Origin of the sequence: Sulfitobacter aestuariivivens (assembly GCF_014763045.1) — a bacterium.
Classification (GTDB): Bacteria; Pseudomonadota; Alphaproteobacteria; order Rhodobacterales; family Rhodobacteraceae; genus Sulfitobacter; species Sulfitobacter aestuariivivens.
Window position 1 is genome coordinate 1,000,379 of record NZ_JACTAG010000001.1, and the last position, 19,038, is coordinate 1,019,416.

Genomic DNA, 19,038 nt, shown 5'->3' on the forward strand with positions numbered 1-19,038 from the left:
CATGGATTTTCTCAACGCAATCGTGGCCTTTGCCAACTTCGTCTTCATCCCCGGGGTGGCCTATGGCAGCCAGCTTGCCCTTGGCGCGCTTGGGGTGACACTGGTTTATGGCATCCTGCGGTTCTCGAACTTTGCCCATGGCGACACCATGGCAATGGGGGCGATGTCTGCGGTGTTGCTGACGTGGCTCTTCCAGAGCTGGGGGATCAGTTTCGGCCCTCTGCCGACGGCGCTGCTGACCCTGCCCTTCGCCATTGGGTTTACCATTTTGCTGCTCTTGGGCACGGACCGCGCAGTCTACAAGTTCTATCGCACCAAAAAGGCGAAACCTGTGATCCTCGTGATTGTGAGCCTTGGAATCACGTTTATTTACAACGGCCTGACCAGGTTTATCATCGGTGCGGATGATCAGAACTTTCTTGATGGTGAACGCTTTATCATCCGGGCCCGCGACTTTAAGGAGATGACGGGACTGCGCGAGGGACTGGCCTTCAAAACCACGCAGGGGATCACCATTGTCACGGCTGTAATCGTCGTCATCCTGCTCTTTTGGTTCCTCAACAAGACGCGGTCCGGCAAATCGATGCGCGCCTATTCAGATAACGAGGATCTGGCGCTGCTCAGCGGCATCAATCCAGAACGTGTGGTGATGATCACCTGGATGATCGTGGCGGGGCTCGCCACCATTGCAGGGGTACTCTACGGGCTCGACAAGAGTTTCAAGCCTTTTACCTATTTCCAGCTATTGTTGCCGATCTTTGCCAGCGCCATTGTCGGTGGCCTGGGCAATCCAATCGGGGCGATCGCTGGTGGATTTGTGATCGCCTTTTCCGAAGTGACGATCACCTATGCCTGGAAAAAGGTTCTTGTCTATCTGATGCCTGACAATCTGGAACCTTCAGGCCTCGTCCAGCTGCTGAGTACCGATTACAAGTTCGCCGTCAGCTTTGTCATTCTGCTGATTGTGCTGCTGGTCAAACCCACGGGACTGTTCAAGGGGCAAGCGGTATGAACGATACGATGCGCACAACGATGCTCTTTGCCGGGGTCGCCCTGCTGATCGCCTATGTGGGATTTGCCCAAAGCTGGAACTCGGCCTTGTTGATCATTGCGATGGGACTGATCTCTTCGGTCATGGCCTTGGGCGTGAACCTGCAATGGGGCTTTGCGGGGCTCTTCAACGTCGGGATCATGGGGTTTGTTGCCCTGGGCGGTCTGGCGGCCGTGCTGATCGGGATGCCGCCAACCGAAGGCGCCTTTTCTGCGGGTGGCTGGGGTGTGCTTTCGGCCCTCATTCTGGGCGCTGGAACAATCTTTGCGGCCATTTTTGCGGTCAAGAAGATGACCAGCGGGTGGCTGCGGACGATGACAGTGATCGCCATTTTGGTGGCCGGCTTCTTTATCTTTCGCGCGATACTGGACCCGGCGGTTGAGCGGATCGAGGTTATTAATCCGGCTCAGACCGGGTATCTGGGTGGATTGGGGTGGCCTGTGCTGCTGGCGTGGCCTGTCGGTGGGCTGTTTGCCGCCGGTGCGGCGTGGATCATTGGGAAGACGGCGCTTGGTCTGCGATCGGATTACCTAGCCATCGCCACGCTGGGCATCGCCGAAATCATCATTGCCGTCCTTAAGAACGAAGACTGGCTGACGCGTGGCGTCAAGAACGTGATCGGCGTCCCGCGCCCTGTCCCCTATGAGATCGATCTGCAGAACGACCCCGCCTTTGTTGAACGCGCAGCAAACCTTGGGTTTACGCCCGTTGAAGCGTCTACCCTGTGGGTCAAGGTTCTGTACATTCTGCTTTTCGGTGCCGTGTTGTTGATCCTGCTGTGGATGGCACAACGGGCCCTGCATTCGCCTTGGGGGCGGATGCTGCGGGCGATCCGCGACAATGAGGTCGCGGCAGAGGCGATGGGCAAAGACGTCACCGCACGGCACCTACAGGTCTTCGTGCTGGGGTCTGCCATTTGCGGCATCGCCGGCGCCATGATGACAACCATGGACAGCCAGCTGACACCGGGGACCTATCAACCGCTGCGCTTTACCTTCCTGGTCTGGGTCATGGTGATCGTCGGCGGCTCTGGCAACAACCTTGGCTCAGTTCTGGGCGGGTTCCTGATCTGGTTCCTGTGGGTTCAGGTGGAGCCGATGGGCCTGTGGCTGATGAACCTGATCACGTCCGGCATGGCCGAGGGATCGGCGCTAAAGGATCACCTAATCGATTCAGCGGCGCACATGCGGCTGCTGACGATGGGGCTGGTACTGCTGCTGGTGCTACGGTTCAGCCCGCGTGGATTAATACCTGAAAAGTGATGAGTGCAACGATGCGCTGCGGGTAGCAAGACGCGCTGTCTGCGCGCGTTGCGAGCGAGCGCAACCGGACCTTATGAGCCGCCGCACGATCGGTACAAATCTGTGGGTATAGACAAAAAAATGCCTGCGAGACTGTTAACCCCCATATTATTGGAGCAGGCTCGCAGGCTTGGCAATTTTTGGGTACTAACACTTAGAAACTGATAACGTCGTTTGCCAATTGCCACTAAAGAACCTTTCATACGCCTTGTTTTCAAGACCGTTTTCGTGAAAATACAATTTACCTGCGTCAAAGTTCGGAGTTCTAATTTTCGCGATGCGCCAATTTTTCGACATGAACCCATGGCACAGGAAGACTTTCTGCTTCCTGGTGGCCTTGGCGATTCTAACGATTCTCGGACCGTTCGGCACTTACGACAACCAGACGTTGTTTGCGCGTCTGGTGTTCTGGACAGCAACCCTGATCGGCGTCGGGTTCATGGTGCATTTCTCGGTTCAGATGATTCTGAACCTTTCCTTTCTGGATCATGTGACGCGGGCGACGCGTATTGCCCTCGGAGCGTGTATTGGCGCGATCCCGGGGTTGGGGATGATGGCCTTTGTCGAACGGATCATGAATCCGCCCGGTATGGTCCTGGATAATCTCAAGTTCATTGAGCTGTGGCTGCAAGTGGCATTCATCAGTGTTCTGATGGCGCTGGTGGAGTATTGGCGGCCGAGGGACGACCCTGAGGCTGATCAGACGACCGACCCGGCCACACCGGTTGAGACACCTTTTCACAAAAGGCTCCCGCGGTCTGAAGACGGCCCCGAAGACATCGTATCGCTTAGCATGCAGGACCATTACGTCGAGGTGGTCACCACACAAGGCGAGCATCTGATCCTGATCCGCATGCGTGATGCCATCCAGGAACTGGCCGATCTGGAAGGTCTTCAGATCCATCGATCACATTGGGTCGCACGCGCCCATCTCCAGGAGCTCCGCTCCAAAGGTCACCGAACCTGGGTCCGTCTATCGGACGGCAGGGAACTGAGCGTCAGCAAGACCTACCTGCCGGACGTGGAGAAGGCGCTTGGCGGGGCACCTGTGGCCGTCAGCGCCCCTTGAAAAGCCCGCCAAGGATTCCACGCACGATGCGACGCCCGGTGGTGCCTTTGAGTTCCTTGATGACCACCGAGGCAACCGCGCCCCCAAAGGTTTCCGTGGCCTTGCGGGTCGACTTGCGTGGTGTTGTCCCACCACGGGTCCCTTTTCCGGCATAGCGTCGGGCGTTGTTGAACTCGCGCAAGGTGGGCGTTTCGGCTTGTTCGGCCTTTGCTTCGGCCTCTGCCGCTTCTTTGGCTGCCTTGTCGGCGCGCGCGCGCAGCATTTCAAAGGCGCTTTCACGGTCCAGGCGGGTGTCGTATTTGCCGGACATTGCAGATGTCGCCATTAATGCCTGACGCTCTGTGTCGTTGATTGGCCCCAGCTGCGATGAGGGAGGCCGGACCAGCGTACGCTCTACAATACCGGGCACCCCTTTCTTTTGCAGGAATGATGTTACCGCCTCACCGACGCCAACCTCGCGAATTGCCTCTTCGGTATCGAATGCGGGGTTTTCACGATAGGTCTGCGCGGCCATGCGCAGTTCCTTGCGATCTTTGGCCGTAAACGCCCGCAGGGCGTGTTGCACGCGGTTACCCAACTGGCCGAGGATATCCTCTGGAACGTCTGCCGGGTTTTGCGTGATGAAATAGACGCCCACCCCCTTGGAGCGGATCAGCCGTGCGACCTGTTCCACCTTGTCGACAAGAGCCTTAGGCGCATCGTCGAAAAGCAGATGTGCCTCATCGAAGAAGAAAACCAGCTTGGGTTTGTCGGGGTCGCCCACCTCGGGCAATTCCTCAAAGAGTTCAGACAGTAGCCACAGCAGGAATGTGGCATAAAGCTTGGGTGCAGCCATGAGTTTATCAGAGGCAAGAATGTTGATTATGCCCCGTCCGCCCGTGTCGGTGCGCATCAGATCGTCCAGCGCCAGTGCCGGTTCACCGAAAAGATCCGCAGCCCCCTGATTTTCCAGCACCAGCAGACGGCGCTGGATCGCCCCGACAGACGCTGAGGACACGTTGCCGTACCGCAAAGCGATCTCCTTGGAATGTTCGCCGATCCAGACAAGAAGGGATTGCAGATCTTTCAGGTCCAGCAGCGGCAGACCATCTTCGTCCGCAATACGAAAGGCTATGTTAAGAATGCCTTCCTGCGCCTCTGTTAATCCCAGAAGCTGCGAGAGCAGCAACGGTCCCATTTCCGACACGGTGGTGCGGACCGGATGGCCCTGCTCGCCGTAAAGGTCCCAGAACGTCACCGGGAACGCGGCATAGGAATAGTCGTCAAATCCAATTTTGCCTGCACGTTCCATGAATGGCGCGTGCAGTTTGTGATCTGGCGACCCGGCCTTTGCCAGACCGGACAAGTCGCCTTTTACATCTGACAAGAACACGGGCACCCCCTGAGACGCGAACCCTTCGGCGAGGATCTGCAGTGTTACGGTCTTGCCGGTCCCTGTGGCCCCTGCGACCAGACCGTGCCGGTTGGCGTAGCCAATATTGAGATATTGTTTGGTGCTATAGTCCGGCCCACCGCCGCCGATGAAAATATCCTGGGTCACGCGCACATCCTTTGATCAGGTCAATCAACACTTCGGGTGAGCATACAAAGTTAACTTTTCGGTGCCATAGTCTTATTGACCCGCGCGGAATGTCCGTTCCGGTGGGTGACTTCCTCCCTGTCAGACTGGCCGCGCCCTTGTGCGCGGCCCTTTTTCTCGCTCTCTTTAAGTCAATGTTTGCGCTAACAATTTTTGTCGAAAAACGACGCTTTTTCGGTTGACCGACGCGGTGTGCTTTCGTAACGTCGCGTCAATAAGTCGGCCCAGTCCGACGGGGAGAATACCATGCGAAAGAGGACGCCCTGCGTCCTCTTTTTCTGTTCTGAAGGCCTTTCAGCCGATCAGCAGAAATTCGCCCCTGATGCGATCAATTTACTGGCAATCCGCACTGACATCCGGTGCGGTTCATGTTAAACGACAGCAAAGCAACAAACGTGGAATTGACATGAGCAAGTTTATTACCGCCCTGCCCCTGGCTGCCGTCCTCGCCCTTTCGGCCCCTGCAGCGGTGTTTGCACAAAGCAGCACAACAACAGAAGAGACCGCTGACGCAGACCAGTCGGACACAGCGTCGCAAATCGAGAGCCAGCTGAGCCTGGGGGAAGATGCCGAACAAGATCCAGAATTGGGCAAACCCTACACCAGAGAGGTCGTGGGTTCCTGGGAGATGCGCTGCCTGAAAACAGCGGAGGGGGACGAGCCCTGCCAGATGTATCAGTTGCTGGATGACGGACAGGGCAACCCGGTCGCCGAAGTGTCGCTTTTCCGGCTTCCCGGCGGAGGCAAGGCTGTCGCAGGTGCGACGATCGTGGTTCCGCTTGAAACTTCCCTGCCCGCGCAGATGAATATCGCGGTCGACGGTGGCAAGGCACAGCGCTATCCATTCGCGTTTTGCAACCCGGTTGGCTGTTATGTCCGCCTTGGTCTCACCGAACGGGATGTCGCCACCTTCAAGCGAGGCAAGCAGGCGGTCGTCACGATTGTGCCTGCCCTTGCACCTGATCAGAAGGTTGAACTGACGCTTTCGCTTGATGGGTTCACGCGCGGGTTCAATCAGGTTTCGGTGATCGATCAGTAATTCGCTGAGAGCTGTAGCATTCGAAAGGCCGCTCTGACCGGGCGGCCTTTTTCGTTTGATATGCCGCTTGACGTCCTTTTGGCATGACGGCTTGATATCGGACATCGTATTCGCCGAAAACACAGACCGCCTACCATGTCATATGAGCCCCCAATCCTTCACATGCTCTGCGGCAAGCCAGCCTCTGGCAAATCAACACTTACGTCAAAACTTTCACGCGTGCCCGGAACTGTCTTGATCTCGGAAGATGTGTGGTTGAGCGGGCTATATTCTGATCAAATGCACACTGTCGCGGACTATGTGCAGTACGCAAGAAAACTGCGTGCGATCATGGGACCTCACGTCGGCGGGTTGTTGCAGGCGGGCGTATCTGTGGTCTTGGATTTTCCGGCCAATACTGTGGAGACCCGCAAATGGATGCACGGCATTCTGCAGCAGACAGACGCGGCCAACAAACTGCATGTTCTGGATGTACCCGATGAGGTCTGCCTTGAACGACTGCAGGCGCGCAACAAAAGTGGAAAACATCCGTTTTCGGTGACCGAAGACCAGTTCCGCCAGATCGTCCGGCACTATGCCCCCCCGACGGCTGACGAAGGGTTTGATATCGTTCTGCACAGGTGGGACGGCTGACATTATCTGTCGCGGCGCAAAGACGCGCCCGGGGCCGCATTGGCTGACATCTTCTCTATACGCGCCGAAGCGCCAGCACCGCATTCATCCCGCCAAACGCAAACGCATTGCTAAGAGCGACGGTCACCTTAGCCTCGCGCGCCTCGTTCGGAACCACGTCGAGCGCGCATTCGGGATCAGGTTCCTCGTATCCAATGGTTGGGGCCACGATCCCGTCGCGCAGCGCCATGATGCAGGCCAAAAGCTCAACCGCGCCGGTGCCGCCGATCAGATGACCATGCATGGACTTGGTTGACGATATCATCAACTGATCCGCGTGTGGCCCAAAGACATCGGCGACAGCGGCGCATTCGGTCTTGTCATTGGCCGCGGTGCCGGTGCCGTGTGCGTTGATATAGCCAACGTCATCACCGTTAATCCGTGCGTCTGCCAGCGCACCCGACATCGCGCGCGCGGCACCGGCCTTGGAGGGCATGACGATGTCCGCCGCATCCGAGGACATGGCGTAACCTGCCACTTCGCACAGAATTTCGGCACCGCGGGCGCGCGCATGCTCCATCTCTTCAAAGACGAAAATACCGGCCCCTTCGCCCTGGACCATGCCGTTGCGATTGGCAGAAAACGGGCGGCAGGCATCGCGGCTCATCACGCGCAGGCCTTCCCATGCCTTGACCCCGCCAAAGCACAGCATGCTTTCCGACCCCCCTGTGATCATCGCTGGGCTCATCCCGGATCGCACCATGGCAAAGGCCTGCGCCATCGCGTGATTGGACGAAGCGCAGGCGGTGGCCACGGTAAAGGACGGCCCTTTGAGGTTCCATTCCATGCTTACATGGCTTGCTGCGGCGTTGTTCATCAGCTTGGGGACCACAAAGGGATGCACCCGGTTTTTCCCCTCCTCGTAGACCAGCCGGTAATTGTCATCCCAGGTCGATACGCCACCGCCCGCGGTGCCCAGCACGACACCAGACCGCGCGGCCAGTTCCCCCGAGAAGGTGAGGCCTGATTGTTCGATCGCCTCCTTCGCTGCGGCCAGCGTAAACTGGGTGAAGCGGTCGTAGAGGGAGATCTGCTGCCGGTTATAGCGCCCTTCGGCCTCAAAACCGCGCACCTGGCCGCCGATCTGGATCTGCAGACGATCAACATCGCGAAAATCCAGTTGGCCTATGCCACAGACACCTTCGCGCATGGCCTGCAGCGTGTCGGGCACCGAATGTCCCAGCGCGTTGATTGTGCCCGCACCGGTGATGACGACGCGCTTCATTTGTCTTGCTCGGCCTTCAGTCGCTCGATCCCGGCGATGATGCTGGCGACATTAGTAATGTCAAAGTCTGACTCGGCCGGGTTGTTCGCGTTGAATGGCACATTGATGTCAAAGGCCTCTTCTATGGCGAAAATGCTTTCGACAAGGCCAAGGCTGTCGATTCCCAAATCCTCGGGCGTACTGTCCAGCGCGACATCCGCAGGCTCAAGCAAAGCCTGTTCGGCAATGATGGCGATGACCTGATCCTTGGTGTCCATGGCAACCTGCTCCGGCTTGGCTGAGTTGCGCTTGATTTAGTCATCCTTGTCGGATTTGAAAACAGCCTTTCGCAGGGCCGCGACATCGCGCAGCAACTTGGGCAAACGGCGCTGTGCCTTGTAGATGTCCATCTGCCGATCCATCGCAGTGGCCGGGTAGCCAAGCATGGTCCGGCCTGCCGGTACATTCGACAGCACTTTAGAGCCCCCTCCGACAATCACACCATCACCGACAAAGATATTGTCACTGACCCCGGTCTGGCCGCCCAGCACCACATTATTGCCAATGACCGATGACCCCGCGACCCCCGCTTGCGCGCATAGCAGCGTATTGTCACCAACAACGGCGTTGTGGCCCACTTGAACAAGGCTGTCGATCTTTGTGCCGTTGCCCACGCGCGTATCGCGCACGGTCCCGCAGTCGATGGTGGAATTCGCGCCGACTTCTACGTCGTCGCCGATTGTCACGGACCCCAGCGAGTGAATGCGATGCCAGCCTTGCGCCTTGGCGTCTCCCTGATCCCCGAGAGTGGCGCGCGCGGCCTCGACCGCACTTTTCTCGGGCGTGACGAAGGAAAAGCCATCCCCGGCGATACGCACACCGGGTTGCGCAATAAAGCGATCTCCGATGCTGACCCGGGCCCCGATGCTCACGTGTTCACGCAAGAACGCCTGCTGCCCTAGCGTGCTGTCCCATCCGATGAAACAATGAGGGCCAATGACACTGCCATCACCAATCCTGGCGCCAGCCGATATCACGCAGAAAGGACCGATGCTGACGTTGTCGCCGATGTCGACGGCGGCATCGACTACTGCTGAGGGATGTATGCCCGGCGCAAATCCCTGTCCCTGATCAAGCATCTCTGTCAGCGAAGACATCGCATAGCGGGGCCGTTCTGGCATGAGCGCCGCACGCAGTCCCAAGGCTTGCCAATCGGCCTCTGCCCATAAGAGCGCGGCACGCGCATCCCCTTCAGGAATGGCCTGCGCGAACTTGGGCGTCATGGCAAGTGCGAGATCATCCGGTCCCGCGCTTGCAGGCTCGGAAAGTCGGGTGATGCGCATGGCTGTGTCGCCCACCGCAGGGACACCCAGAGCTTTGCCGAGTTCAGCGATTGTGTAGGCCATGGTTGCATCCCCGGTTCAGACGGGGAAAGGATTAGCTGCCCAAGCCGCCCAAGACCACCCCTGCTTTGGTCAGCGCCGACCAGATCCGCGCATCCCGCCCGTAGATATCGGCACGATACTCAGTATGGCCACGCGCATTGGTTACCGCAGTGCGGTAGATCAAATGAACCGGAACAGGATCGACCAGGTTTATCTTGATCTCCCGCCCGGTGTTCAGGGCCGATTTGAAGGCGGCCTTGGGATCGGACTCTTGGACTGCCAGCAATGCATACGCAAAATCAAAGGGTTGCGCGAGGCGGATACAGCCGTGGCTGAACGCACGCACATCGCGGGAAAAGAGGCTCTTGGCGGGGGTGTCGTGCAGGTAAATGTTATATTTGTTGGGAAACATGAATTTGACCAGACCCAGCGCATTGGAACGACTGGGCGGCTGGTGCATCGCATAGGGAAAATTGCGTTCAGTGTACTGACTGAAATTGATCGATGACCGGCTGACCTTGCGGCCGCGGCGATCTGTTATCACCAGGTGGCTCGCCGCGTTCGGGTTCCGCTTCATCGATGGCAGGTATTCCTTGGTCACAATCGACCGTGGGACGAACCAGCTTGGGTTCACGATCATATGTTCCATCACGTCCGAAAATTCCGGTGTGACCCGGTCTGGGTCACGCGCACCGACAACGGAGCGGGTGTAGAACGTCACCTTGCCGTCATCTATGATCTTGGCCGAAAAGTCGGGGATATTCACAAGAATATGCCGTTTGCCACGGTCCGTATTGAACCAGCGTTCGCGTTCAAGCGCGACCATGACGGATTGCAGGCGCTTTTCGACGCTGGTGTTGATCTGCGCCATGGTTGCAGGGCCGACCTTGCCGTCCGGGTTCAGGCCGTGCGCAATCTGAAATTCGATGACCGCGTCTGTGATGGCCTGATCATAGACCATTGTGTTGGACCGCGGCAGATACGCCATCGCATAAAGGCGGTTGCGCAGGGCAATCACGGGTTGCCCTTTGTCGCCGCGCTCAAGCGATTTTCCAGGCACCTTCGGCCCCCAGCCGCCCCTGCTGAGCAGGGCTTCCATCTCGACCTTTTCCTTGAGAAGGGCGTTGTATTCCATGCTGCGTGGCGGCAGCGCACGGAAAAAAGCGGCAGGACGCGCATTTGCGAAATCGGTCAGATAGGCGGTGCGGTCTCGCTGCGGGATCTCGCGTTTGATGGCGCTGTCAATCCGCTTGGGATCGGCGATGATCCCGGTCTGCATATCGCGCGCGAACTGAACGAAAACGCGGCTCATCTCAACTTCGGCCAGTCCCCGGTCACGCGCGGTGCGCACGGCACTCAGGCGCGCGATCAGGGCGGCAGGGTCATAACGGCTGACCGGAAGGCCGTGATCCGCAGCACCCCTGATGGCCCGAAGTAGCTCAGCCCGACGCATGCGATCCGCCTCGCCCGGGCCAGTCCAGATCGGCGCAAATTTGTTGGCTCTGTAAAACGCCGCGATATCGTCATCCCGCGCGGCAGCCTCTGCCACCGCCTGTTTGAAGGCCGTGACCTCTGCGACAGCAGGTGTTGGGGCGACATAAAGCCAGACCCCCAGAACAAGTGAAGAAACGGCCAGAATGCTGCCACGTCTTGCCCGGATGCCTGTCATCGATTTCCCCTTAAATGCGCGATTTACTTGCTATGTCTCAAGTGTTCCGGACCATTGAACGCATGTCTAATCACAATGACGTCTGGCGGTGTTTCGGACCCCCATACACCGCAAACTGGTGCGAAAAAAGCACCCTATTTCCGAACCGGCGATTAACAACTCATCACGCATTGCGCAAAAATTCGCCGAAATTTGCATATTCATGGAACCTTTCTGATTCAGCACTTGGTTCAAGAATCACGCTATGCCATAAGAATGTTGCATCTGGGGATGAGATGAAGTGCCCGTGTAACATCACGGGTCACACAGGCAGACGACGGGACGAGAAACCATGGCAGGCAATAGCTCTTCGGGCATGACCCGGCGCGCCCTCTTGGGTGCATTCGCAGCAACAACCATCACGGCAGCTCCGACATTTTCCAACGCAGCAGGGTTCCTGCGCGGCGGCGGTGATATTCGCCGGATCCGGATGTATTCCGGTCGTACCGGTGAACGGATCGACATGATCTACTGGATCGAAGGCAAATACATCAAAGACGCGGTGAAGGAAGTGAACTACTTCATGCGCGACTGGCGCACGGATGGGGTCAAGTCTATCGACCTGCGCACAGTAGACATCATGGCAGCCGCCCATAACCTGCTGGATGTGAACGAGCCATATATGCTCTTGTCCGGCTATCGCAGCCCGAAGACAAACGCGATGCTGCGGTCACGGTCGCGTGGAGTCGCCAAGAATTCCCTTCATATGCGCGGTCAGGCTGCTGACCTTCGGCTTTCGTCGCGGTCTGTCGGTCAGATGGCCAAGGCCGCGGCGGCTTGCCGTGGCGGCGGTGTGGGCCGGTATTCCGGCTCCAACTTTGTCCACATGGATTGCGGTCAGGTGCGGACCTGGGGCGGATAACAGTCCGATACTCGGTCTCAGATTTTGATCTAAGCGCCGCCATGGCGCTTTTTTCTTTTGTACCTGCTTGGTCGCCGACCGCGTTCACGGCGCGGCAGACAGATTGAACTGTGCCAGCGCCTCCTCTGTTGAGATGACCTGCACATCCAGCACACCAGGCCCGTGACTGACCTGCGCCAGCAGATGCTGCCCAAGCCTGACTTCAGAGACCCCATCGCTTGTCTCGATTGTCACCTGCCCGCTAAGCTGAGCACCGGCTTCCAAGATCAGGGCAAGTGTATCTTCAGCCGGATCGAAGTCGGTGATCTCCGTCACCTGCGTGTCATTCAACGCGGTGTAAATGCTGATCTGATCCGCCCCCTCACCCCCGGTAATTGTGCTGCCGTTGTCCACAAAGATCGTATCATCACCCGGCCCGCCATCAACCTGGCTGATGTTGGCGCTTTGCAGGCCCGGCAAATCGAAATCGATGATCTCGTCATCCCCCGCGCCGCCGATATAGACGTCGTTCCCGCCATTGCCCCACATCACATCGTCACCAAGCCCGCCCAACAGGGTGTCATTGCCGTCATCCTTGAATCCAATCGCCGGATCAGCATCATCCCCGACAAGGGTGTCGTTCCCGCCATTTCCCGCGATAACGTCATTGCCGCCCAGACCATTGATGAATTCATCCGCCGACGCGCCCTGAAGGATGTCAGTTGCATCAGTTCCCTCGATCACGGTGGCGCCTGTTGTTTCTGGTGGCGTCTCTGCGTCTGGTCCATCCTCGTCACCGCTGTCGCCTGAGCCCATCAGTCCGGCCAGGCCGATGAATCCGGCCAATAGAACAAGAATTTCCATAACAACGCCTAATCACTAACAACGGGCGAACCGTCTCAGGAAACCACAATCGTGTCCAGTTTGACGGCAATTGGGGCGGGTATTCCTACACTTATGGTCGAAAATCCGCAGGAATGATACCTTCTGTCCAGCGATCGTGGTCAATCAAGGATGGGGTACAGGCTCAAAAATTAGGGGAATGGCGGACCATAGAGGATTCGAACCTCTGGCCTCTGCCTTCGGAGGGCAGCGCTCTATCCAGCTGAGCTAATGGTCCACGCCACCGCTACATAGCCAGAGCGTCCGCGTGCCGCAATGGCAAAGTCAGGCAAAAAGCTCGTGCGCAAGCTCAAGCGCGTCGACCAGCACATCAACCTCATCCGTGGTGTTATAAAGCCCAAAGGATGCGCGACACGTGGCGGTCACGCCGAAATGCTCCATCAACGGTTGGGCGCAGTGGTGCCCTGCCCGCACGGCCACCCCTTTCTTGTCAAGAATTGTAGAGATGTCATGGGCATGGGCCGCGCCATCCAGCGTAAAGCTGAATATCGCCGCCTTGTCCGGCGTTGTCCCCTGAACCTGCAGCCAGTTGAGACCGGCAAGCTTTTCGGTCGCATAGTCGCGCAGGCGATCCTCGTGGGCTGCAATGTTCTGCATCCCCAGATCCATCATGTAATCCAGCGCCACACCCAGCCCAATGGTCTGTACAATCCCTGGTGTTCCTGCTTCGAACTTCATCGGCGGGTCGTTATAGCTGATAGTGTTCTTTGCGACCTCGCGGATCATGTCGCCACCTCCAATAAACGGGCGCATTTCTGCCATACGTTCCTTGCGGATGTAGATCGCGCCCGAACCGGACGGACCATAGAGCTTGTGCCCGGTGATCGCATAAAAATCACAGCCAAGATCGGCCACATCCACCGGCATGTGCACTGCAGCCTGCGAGCCGTCAACCAGCACCGGAACGCCCTTCTCATGGGCCGCAGCGGTGATTGCCTTTACATCAACCTTTGTGCCTAACACGTTGGAAAGATGCGTGATTGCCACCAGCTTGGTTCTTGGACCAATGGCATCGATCACAGATTGCGTATCCAGCGCCCCGGTGCTGTCCACATCAACCCACTTGAGCACGACGCCCTGACGCTCGCGCAGAAAGTGCCAGGGGACGATGTTTGCGTGATGCTCCATCACACTAAGCAGGATCTCATCACCGGCTTGCATCCTGGGCATGGCCCACCCGTAGGCGACGGTATTGATGCCCTCGGTGGTGCCCGAGTTCAGGACAATCTCATCCTCAGACGCGGCCCCGAGAAAGCGAGCAATTGTGCCGCGTACGGCCTCATATTTGTCAGTTGCCAGATTAGAAAGGTAATGCAATCCCCTGTGAACATTGGCATATTCATAAGAATAGGCCTGCGTGATTGCATCAATCACGACCTGCGGTTTCTGTGCGGACGCGCCGTTGTCCAGATAGACCAACGGTTTGCCATTCACCTCGCGCGAGAGGATCGGAAACTGTGCCCGGATTGCATCAACATCATACATTAGCTTGTGTTCCCTGGGCCAACACCCCGATGAAGGCCAGCAATATGCCCAGCCCCAAGACAAGTCCGATCAACCCCACAACCACAACAACCAGCGCGTGCCCGTAAGACGTCAGATTGAGCGCGGTCATCAAGAATGTCAGCAGCACCCATACCCCCCACGCAAAGACCACCAAGGTTGCAAGGGCTGCAAGGGTGGGCGAGAATACGCTGAGAAGGATGATCACCAGCTGCAACCCGGTGCGCAGAACCTGCAACCAGACGACCAGTGCGAGTAGATCAATCAGCCGGCCATTGCCCCCCATCGCCATCCCGGCCCAGTAAAGCGCGTGGATATAGATGACCATCATGCCCGCGATCAGCACAAAGGCCGCAAGCGGTGTGCTGAAATAGCTTGGTAGTTGCTGATCCGGTCCGGCGGTTGCCATCAACAGCTGCAGGAACACCGCGTTGAAAGCTGCCACAAGGGCCAGCGCTGTCCACAGCACATCGCGACTGAACCCCAGAGCAAGGATCGCCTTGCCCGCGGCAGCAGGATCCCGAAAAGTCAGCTTTGCCAGATCGATGATATCCTGAGGTGTCATGCCGCCCCCCGGCCTGCGCCAATAAGCCCGGCGACCCAAAACCAGATGAACACGATCATCCAGAGCAATCCGACGCCGCTCATCTCAATGCCGGGCCCGATAAAGCCTGCGGTGAGACCCCAGAGCAGCATCAGTGGAGATGACGCCAAAAGCGCCCAGAAGAGCGCCAATCGTGCCCCAAAGGCACTTTGCTTGCGGCCAAAGGCACGCGCAATCAGGTGGCTGACAAGGCCAATAGCGTAGAAAATCAGGGGCGCGATGAAAAGCCACGCAAGCAACGTGGCGCCCAGCATCATTGGCAGATCCGTCTCCATCACATGTGCCTCACGCGCCAGACGCGGCATCTGTGCGACAAAGACCATCAAGCAACCGATCATCAGGTAGATCAGCGCACGGTCTTCGCGTTCCCCCTGCCCCAGAATACGACGCACGACGCGGCCGGGACCGCGATAGGTCGCAACGATGTCAGATGTCGCCGCCATTAGGTACTGTGCCGCTCCAACCAGCCAGCAAGGCGCGCGTTGATCTCGTCGCGCAGCTCTTCGGCGGCAATCTCCTCCACGGCTTCGGCAAGGAAAGCGAGCGTCAAAAGATCTGTTGCTTCACGGCGCGAAACACCACGCGCGCGCAGATAAAAGAGCGCCTCTTCATCGATTGCGCCAGAGGTCGAACCATGTGAACAGGCCACGTCATCGGCGTAGATCTCAAGTTCCGGCTTGGCCAGAAACTGGCTGTCGCCATCAAGAAGCAGCGACTGGCTGATCTGATACCCGTCCGTTTTCTGGGCGCCTTCCTTGACAAGGATTTTACCCTGAAACACGCCGGTTGCCCCGTTGCGCAAGACTTTCTTGAACACCTGACGGCTTTCGCAATTCACCGCATCATGGGTGATAAATACTGTGTCATCGTGGTGAAATGCGCCATCGCCGACACAGGCCCCGGCCACATGGGCAGAGGCGTCATCGCCCGTCAGTTCGATCACACATTCGTTCCGGGTCAGGATGCCGTTGACCGTGAGCGTGAAGCTCTTGAATTCCGATTCCGACCCAAGGCGTGCAAAGATGTGCGTGGCAGCACGGCGTTCGTGGTCGCGGCCCTGTGCGCGGACATGGGAAAAAGAGGCGCCATCTGCTACCTCGACTTCCATCACTTTGTTGAACCGCGCCGCTGCCGGGCCGTTCTCCACAACGGTCAGGTCGGTGCCGGGATCCATCTTAATCAGGTGATGCAGGATCGCATCAGAAATTTCTGATTCATGGCGATAAATCAGGCTGACAGGTTTGCTGGGCCTGCCGGTCACATGGATAAGCACGCCATCCGTTGCAAAGGCTGTATTCAACGCCGCAAGGGGTCTGACCACCGGGGTCTGTCCGTTCTTTTCCAATGCACCATAGAGGTCTTGCGCCCAGTGCAGATCGCTGGTTGCCTCAGCCAGACGTTCGATCTTGATCCCTTCAAGGGCCAGATCGTCAGAGGCGGTCGGATCAAAAACGCCGTCCACAAAGACGACCTTCAGCCGGTCCAGCGCATCAAAAAGTGGTGCCTCATCATGGACAAATACCGCAGCGGGTTCCGGCGCGGGCTGGGTCAATGTATCGGGGCGGGTGAATTTCCAATATTCGTCCCGACGATGCGGTATGCCCATTGTAATCAAGCGGTTAAGCGCGTCTTCTCGTGCGGTGACGGACCATCCCTCGCCGGGCATGGCGTGCCCTTTGATTAAGGCCTCGGTCGGCGTTTCCTGTGCGGCAGCTTCGCCCATTACGCGACCTCCGCAAGGATGTCGGCATAACCGTTATTCTCCACCTCAAGCGCCAGCTCCGGCCCGCCGGATTTGACGATCCTGCCGTCCGCCATGATGTGCACGACGTCCGGTTTGATGTGATCGAGAAGGCGCTGGTAATGGGTGATCACCAAAAAGCCGCGCCCACTTGAACGCAGTGCATTCACGCCTTCGGCCACCAATTTCATCGCGTCAACGTCCAGGCCGGAATCGGTCTCATCAAGGATGCACATCCTTGGCTCCAGCATGGCCATCTGCAGGATTTCATTGCGCTTTTTCTCGCCGCCGGAGAAACCCATGTTGACGGGTCGCTTGAGCATATCGGCGTCGATTTTCAGCTCCTTCGCTTTTGCACGGATCACCTTGAGAAAGTCAGCGGCAGACATTTCCTCTTCGCCGCGCGCCTTGCGCTGCGCATTCACGGCAGTGCGCAGGAACGTCATGTTGCCCACACCGGGGATCTCAACGGGATATTGGAACGCCAGAAAAAGACCCGCTGCTGCGCGCTCTTCGGGCTCAAGCTCCAACAGGTCCTTGCCCTCAAGCGACGCCGACCCTTCTGTCACCTCATATCCGTCCTTGCCGGACAGCACGTAAGACAGCGTGGACTTGCCAGAGCCGTTCGGCCCCATAATCGCATGTACCTTGCCTGCCTCGACCTCCAGATCGACGCCTTTGAGGATCTGCTTGTCCTCTTCTTCAAGTTTCACGTGCAGGTTCTTGATGCTCAGCATTTTTAGCTCCTAGGGGGTATTCTGTATCATTCGTTAACGCACCGAACGGGACGTCGGTATTGCGTCGGTATTTCATCGGTATCGCGTCAGTTTCAGGGTGTGGGTTCCGGGTCGCGTTAAGAATTTCGTTTGCAGAGTTCCAATCAATCCGTCGTCCGTCACCCCACGGACCCTTCCAATGAGATCGCAACCAGCGCCTGCGCTTCCATAGCAAACTCCATCGGCAACGCCTGCAAAACGTCCTTGCAGAACCCGTTCACGACCAGCGCCACGGCCTCTTCTTCGTCCATCCCGCGCGAGCGGCAATAGAACATTTGGTCGTCATCCACTTTGGAGGTCGTCGCCTCGTGTTCGACCCGTGAGGAGTTATTCTTGACCTCGATATATGGCACAGTATGCGCCCCGCATTTGTCGCCGATCAGCAGGCTGTCGCACTGCGTGTAATTGCGCGATTCCTTGGCCTTGGGGTGCATGGACACCAACCCGCGATAAGTGTTCTGCGCCTTGCCCGCCGAAATCCCCTTGGAAACGATGCGCGACTTGGTGCGCTTGCCCAAATGCACCATCTTGGTGCCGGTGTCGGCCTGCTGCATGTTGTTGGCAATGGCGATGGAATAGAATTCACCCTGACTGTCATCGCCCCGCAGGATGCAGCTGGGGTACTTCCACGTCACCGCAGAGCCGGTCTCAACCTGCGTCCACATGACCTTGGCGCGGTCGCCCCTGCAATCGGCACGTTTGGTGACAAAGTTATAGATGCCGCCCTTGCCGTTTTCATCGCCGGGATACCAGTTCTGCACTGTGGAGTATTTCACCTCTGCGTCTTCTTCGATGATGATCTCGACGACGGCCGCGTGCAATTGGCTCTCGTCGCGCTGGGGGGCGGTGCAGCCTTCAAGATAGCTGACGTATGATCCCTTGTCCGCGATGATGAGCGTCCGTTCGAACTGGCCCGTGTTTTCCGCGTTGATACGGAAATAGGTGGAAAGCTCCATCGGGCAGCGCACGCCTGGCGGGACGTAGACAAAGGAGCCATCCGAGAAAACGGCCGAGTTCAGCGTGGCGTAGAAGTTGTCAGAGACGGGCACGACGGTGCCTAGATACTTTTTCACCAGATCCGGGTGATCCTTGATCGCCTCGGAAATCGAACAAAAGATCACGCCAGCCTTCTTCAGCTCTTCCTGAAAGGTCGTGCCGACGGACACGCTGTCAAAAACCGCATCAACCGCAACCTTGCGGCCTTCTGCCGGCGCGTCTTCGGCCCCTTCAACCCCGGCAAGGATCATCTGTTCCTTCAGGGGAATACCCAGTTTCTTATACGTTTCCAGCAACTTGGGGTCGACGTCATCCAGCGACTTGGGCTTTTCCGCCATGCTGACGGGGCGGGCGTAATAATACTGATCCTGAAAATCGATTTCCGGATAGTCGACCATTGCCCAGTCGGGTTCTGTCTTGGTCAGCCAGCGCTCATAGGCCTCGAGCCGCCAGTCCGTCATCCACTGCGGTTCTTCGTTTTTCGACGAAATCAGCCGCACGATATCGGGGGTTAGGCCCTTGGGCGCATATTCCATCTCGATGTCCGTGGACCAGCCGTATTTGTACTTGCCCCCAACTTCACGCACGGCATCGACGGTGTCCTGATCGACGCCTTCCTTGACGACATTTCCTTCGACAATTGTATCCACGGTATCGATCCTCATG

General features: G+C 57.8%; 18 protein-coding genes and 1 tRNA gene. 6 read left to right on the forward strand and 13 right to left on the reverse strand.

Annotated elements, in window-relative coordinates; all coding sequences use genetic code 11:
• Position 1: 1 nt before the first annotated feature.
• The 3 genes from H9Q16_RS04985 to H9Q16_RS04995 all read left to right on the forward strand — a co-directional run bounded on the left by H9Q16_RS04985 (position 2) and on the right by H9Q16_RS04995 (position 3,421).
• Positions 2–1,012 carry a branched-chain amino acid ABC transporter permease gene (locus H9Q16_RS04985; protein ID WP_191074241.1) on the forward strand — a complete coding sequence of 337 codons (1,011 nt, stop codon included), beginning with the start codon at positions 2–4 and terminating at the stop codon, positions 1,010–1,012.
• Complete coding sequence (locus H9Q16_RS04990) at positions 1,009–2,313, forward strand: branched-chain amino acid ABC transporter permease (protein WP_191074242.1); 1,305 nt, start codon at positions 1,009–1,011, stop codon at positions 2,311–2,313. The genes H9Q16_RS04985 and H9Q16_RS04990 overlap by 4 nt, the downstream gene beginning before the upstream one ends.
• A 370-nt stretch (positions 2,314–2,683) precedes the next feature.
• Positions 2,684–3,421, forward strand: a complete 738-nt coding sequence (locus H9Q16_RS04995; protein WP_191074243.1) for a LytTR family transcriptional regulator DNA-binding domain-containing protein — start codon at positions 2,684–2,686, stop codon at positions 3,419–3,421.
• On the opposite strand, the gene H9Q16_RS05000 is transcribed toward H9Q16_RS04995, so the two are convergent.
• Positions 3,408–4,961 carry a helicase HerA-like domain-containing protein gene (locus tag H9Q16_RS05000; protein WP_191074244.1) on the reverse strand — a complete coding sequence of 518 codons (1,554 nt, stop codon included), beginning with the start codon at positions 4,959–4,961 and terminating at the stop codon, positions 3,408–3,410. The genes H9Q16_RS04995 and H9Q16_RS05000 overlap by 14 nt on opposite strands.
• 445 nt (positions 4,962–5,406) lie before the next feature.
• Here H9Q16_RS05000 and H9Q16_RS05005 point away from each other — a divergent pair, with 445 nt between their 5' ends.
• The gene (locus tag H9Q16_RS05005) at positions 5,407–6,039 is read left to right on the forward strand and encodes an invasion associated locus B family protein (protein WP_191074245.1); all 633 of its coding nucleotides are present in this window, start codon (positions 5,407–5,409) and stop codon (positions 6,037–6,039) included.
• A gap of 162 nt (positions 6,040–6,201) precedes the next feature.
• Positions 6,202–6,672: a P-loop nucleotide/nucleoside kinase family protein gene (locus tag H9Q16_RS05010; RefSeq protein ID WP_343067820.1), complete on the forward strand. Its 471-nt coding sequence runs from the start codon at positions 6,202–6,204 to the stop codon at positions 6,670–6,672.
• A 55-nt stretch (positions 6,673–6,727) separates the two neighbouring features.
• On the opposite strand, the gene H9Q16_RS05015 is transcribed toward H9Q16_RS05010, so the two are convergent.
• The 4 genes from H9Q16_RS05015 to H9Q16_RS05030 are packed head-to-tail and all read right to left on the reverse strand — an operon-like array spanning position 6,728 to position 10,969.
• Positions 6,728–7,936 carry a beta-ketoacyl-[acyl-carrier-protein] synthase family protein gene (locus tag H9Q16_RS05015; protein WP_191074247.1) on the reverse strand — a complete coding sequence of 403 codons (1,209 nt, stop codon included), beginning with the start codon at positions 7,934–7,936 and terminating at the stop codon, positions 6,728–6,730.
• Complete coding sequence (locus H9Q16_RS05020) at positions 7,933–8,193, reverse strand: acyl carrier protein (protein ID WP_191074248.1); 261 nt, start codon at positions 8,191–8,193, stop codon at positions 7,933–7,935. The genes H9Q16_RS05015 and H9Q16_RS05020 overlap by 4 nt, the downstream gene beginning before the upstream one ends.
• Before the next feature lie 36 nt (positions 8,194–8,229).
• Positions 8,230–9,321 (reverse strand): UDP-3-O-(3-hydroxymyristoyl)glucosamine N-acyltransferase, encoded by a 1,092-nt coding sequence (lpxD, locus tag H9Q16_RS05025; RefSeq protein WP_191074249.1) that lies wholly within the window; start codon positions 9,319–9,321, stop codon positions 8,230–8,232.
• A 31-nt stretch (positions 9,322–9,352) separates the two neighbouring features.
• Positions 9,353–10,969 carry a L,D-transpeptidase family protein gene (locus H9Q16_RS05030; RefSeq protein WP_191074250.1) on the reverse strand — a complete coding sequence of 539 codons (1,617 nt, stop codon included), beginning with the start codon at positions 10,967–10,969 and terminating at the stop codon, positions 9,353–9,355.
• Positions 10,970–11,300: 331 nt separating this feature from the next.
• Here H9Q16_RS05030 and mepK point away from each other — a divergent pair, with 331 nt between their 5' ends.
• Positions 11,301–11,870 (forward strand): peptidoglycan L,D-endopeptidase MepK, encoded by a 570-nt coding sequence (gene mepK, locus H9Q16_RS05035; protein ID WP_191074251.1) that lies wholly within the window; start codon positions 11,301–11,303, stop codon positions 11,868–11,870.
• Between the two features lie 84 nt (positions 11,871–11,954).
• On the opposite strand, the gene H9Q16_RS05040 is transcribed toward mepK, so the two are convergent.
• The 8 genes from H9Q16_RS05040 to sufB form a co-directional block, all read right to left on the reverse strand.
• The gene (locus H9Q16_RS05040) at positions 11,955–12,713 is read right to left on the reverse strand and encodes a calcium-binding protein (protein ID WP_191074252.1); all 759 of its coding nucleotides are present in this window, start codon (positions 12,711–12,713) and stop codon (positions 11,955–11,957) included.
• A gap of 179 nt (positions 12,714–12,892) precedes the next feature.
• Positions 12,893–12,969: transfer RNA gene (locus H9Q16_RS05045), tRNA-Arg, on the reverse strand.
• A gap of 47 nt (positions 12,970–13,016) precedes the next feature.
• Entirely contained in the window at positions 13,017–14,237 is a 1,221-nt protein-coding gene (locus H9Q16_RS05050) for a cysteine desulfurase (RefSeq protein WP_191074253.1), read from the reverse strand.
• Positions 14,230–14,820: a YIP1 family protein gene (locus H9Q16_RS05055; RefSeq protein WP_191074254.1), complete on the reverse strand. Its 591-nt coding sequence runs from the start codon at positions 14,818–14,820 to the stop codon at positions 14,230–14,232. The genes H9Q16_RS05050 and H9Q16_RS05055 overlap by 8 nt, the downstream gene beginning before the upstream one ends.
• Positions 14,817–15,302 carry a YIP1 family protein gene (locus H9Q16_RS05060; RefSeq protein WP_191074255.1) on the reverse strand — a complete coding sequence of 162 codons (486 nt, stop codon included), beginning with the start codon at positions 15,300–15,302 and terminating at the stop codon, positions 14,817–14,819. The genes H9Q16_RS05055 and H9Q16_RS05060 overlap by 4 nt, the downstream gene beginning before the upstream one ends.
• Positions 15,302–16,582 (reverse strand): SufB/SufD family protein, encoded by a 1,281-nt coding sequence (locus tag H9Q16_RS05065; protein WP_191074256.1) that lies wholly within the window; start codon positions 16,580–16,582, stop codon positions 15,302–15,304. The genes H9Q16_RS05060 and H9Q16_RS05065 overlap by 1 nt, the downstream gene beginning before the upstream one ends.
• The gene (gene sufC, locus H9Q16_RS05070) at positions 16,582–17,337 is read right to left on the reverse strand and encodes a Fe-S cluster assembly ATPase SufC (RefSeq protein ID WP_191074257.1); all 756 of its coding nucleotides are present in this window, start codon (positions 17,335–17,337) and stop codon (positions 16,582–16,584) included. Before sufC ends, H9Q16_RS05065 begins: the two co-directional genes overlap by 1 nt.
• Positions 17,338–17,495: 158 nt before the next feature.
• Positions 17,496–19,037, reverse strand: a complete 1,542-nt coding sequence (gene sufB / locus H9Q16_RS05075) for a Fe-S cluster assembly protein SufB (protein ID WP_191074258.1) — start codon at positions 19,035–19,037, stop codon at positions 17,496–17,498.
• Position 19,038: the final 1 nt, after the last annotated feature.

Bases quoted from the DNA above. Each gene is read 5' to 3' on its own strand.
- H9Q16_RS04985 (WP_191074241.1), top strand. From the start codon at position 2: ATGGATTTTCTCAACGCAATCGTGGCCTTTGCCAACTTCGTCTTCATC.
- H9Q16_RS04990 (WP_191074242.1), top strand. From the start codon at position 1,009: ATGAACGATACGATGCGCACAACGATGCTCTTTGCCGGGGTCGCCCTG.
- H9Q16_RS05005 (WP_191074245.1), top strand. From the start codon at position 5,407: ATGAGCAAGTTTATTACCGCCCTGCCCCTGGCTGCCGTCCTCGCCCTT.
- H9Q16_RS05010 (WP_343067820.1), top strand. From the start codon at position 6,202: ATGCTCTGCGGCAAGCCAGCCTCTGGCAAATCAACACTTACGTCAAAA.
- H9Q16_RS05015 (WP_191074247.1), bottom strand. From the start codon at position 7,936: ATGAAGCGCGTCGTCATCACCGGTGCGGGCACAATCAACGCGCTGGGA.
- H9Q16_RS05020 (WP_191074248.1), bottom strand. From the start codon at position 8,193: ATGGACACCAAGGATCAGGTCATCGCCATCATTGCCGAACAGGCTTTG.
- lpxD (WP_191074249.1), bottom strand. From the start codon at position 9,321: ATGGCCTACACAATCGCTGAACTCGGCAAAGCTCTGGGTGTCCCTGCG.
- H9Q16_RS05030 (WP_191074250.1), bottom strand. From the start codon at position 10,969: ATGACAGGCATCCGGGCAAGACGTGGCAGCATTCTGGCCGTTTCTTCA.
- mepK (WP_191074251.1), top strand. From the start codon at position 11,301: ATGGCAGGCAATAGCTCTTCGGGCATGACCCGGCGCGCCCTCTTGGGT.
- H9Q16_RS05040 (WP_191074252.1), bottom strand. From the start codon at position 12,713: ATGGAAATTCTTGTTCTATTGGCCGGATTCATCGGCCTGGCCGGACTG.
- H9Q16_RS05050 (WP_191074253.1), bottom strand. From the start codon at position 14,237: ATGTATGATGTTGATGCAATCCGGGCACAGTTTCCGATCCTCTCGCGC.
- H9Q16_RS05055 (WP_191074254.1), bottom strand. From the start codon at position 14,820: ATGACACCTCAGGATATCATCGATCTGGCAAAGCTGACTTTTCGGGAT.
- H9Q16_RS05060 (WP_191074255.1), bottom strand. From the start codon at position 15,302: ATGGCGGCGACATCTGACATCGTTGCGACCTATCGCGGTCCCGGCCGC.
- H9Q16_RS05065 (WP_191074256.1), bottom strand. From the start codon at position 16,582: ATGGGCGAAGCTGCCGCACAGGAAACGCCGACCGAGGCCTTAATCAAA.
- sufC (WP_191074257.1), bottom strand. From the start codon at position 17,337: ATGCTGAGCATCAAGAACCTGCACGTGAAACTTGAAGAAGAGGACAAG.
- sufB (WP_191074258.1), bottom strand. From the start codon at position 19,037: ATGAGGATCGATACCGTGGATACAATTGTCGAAGGAAATGTCGTCAAG.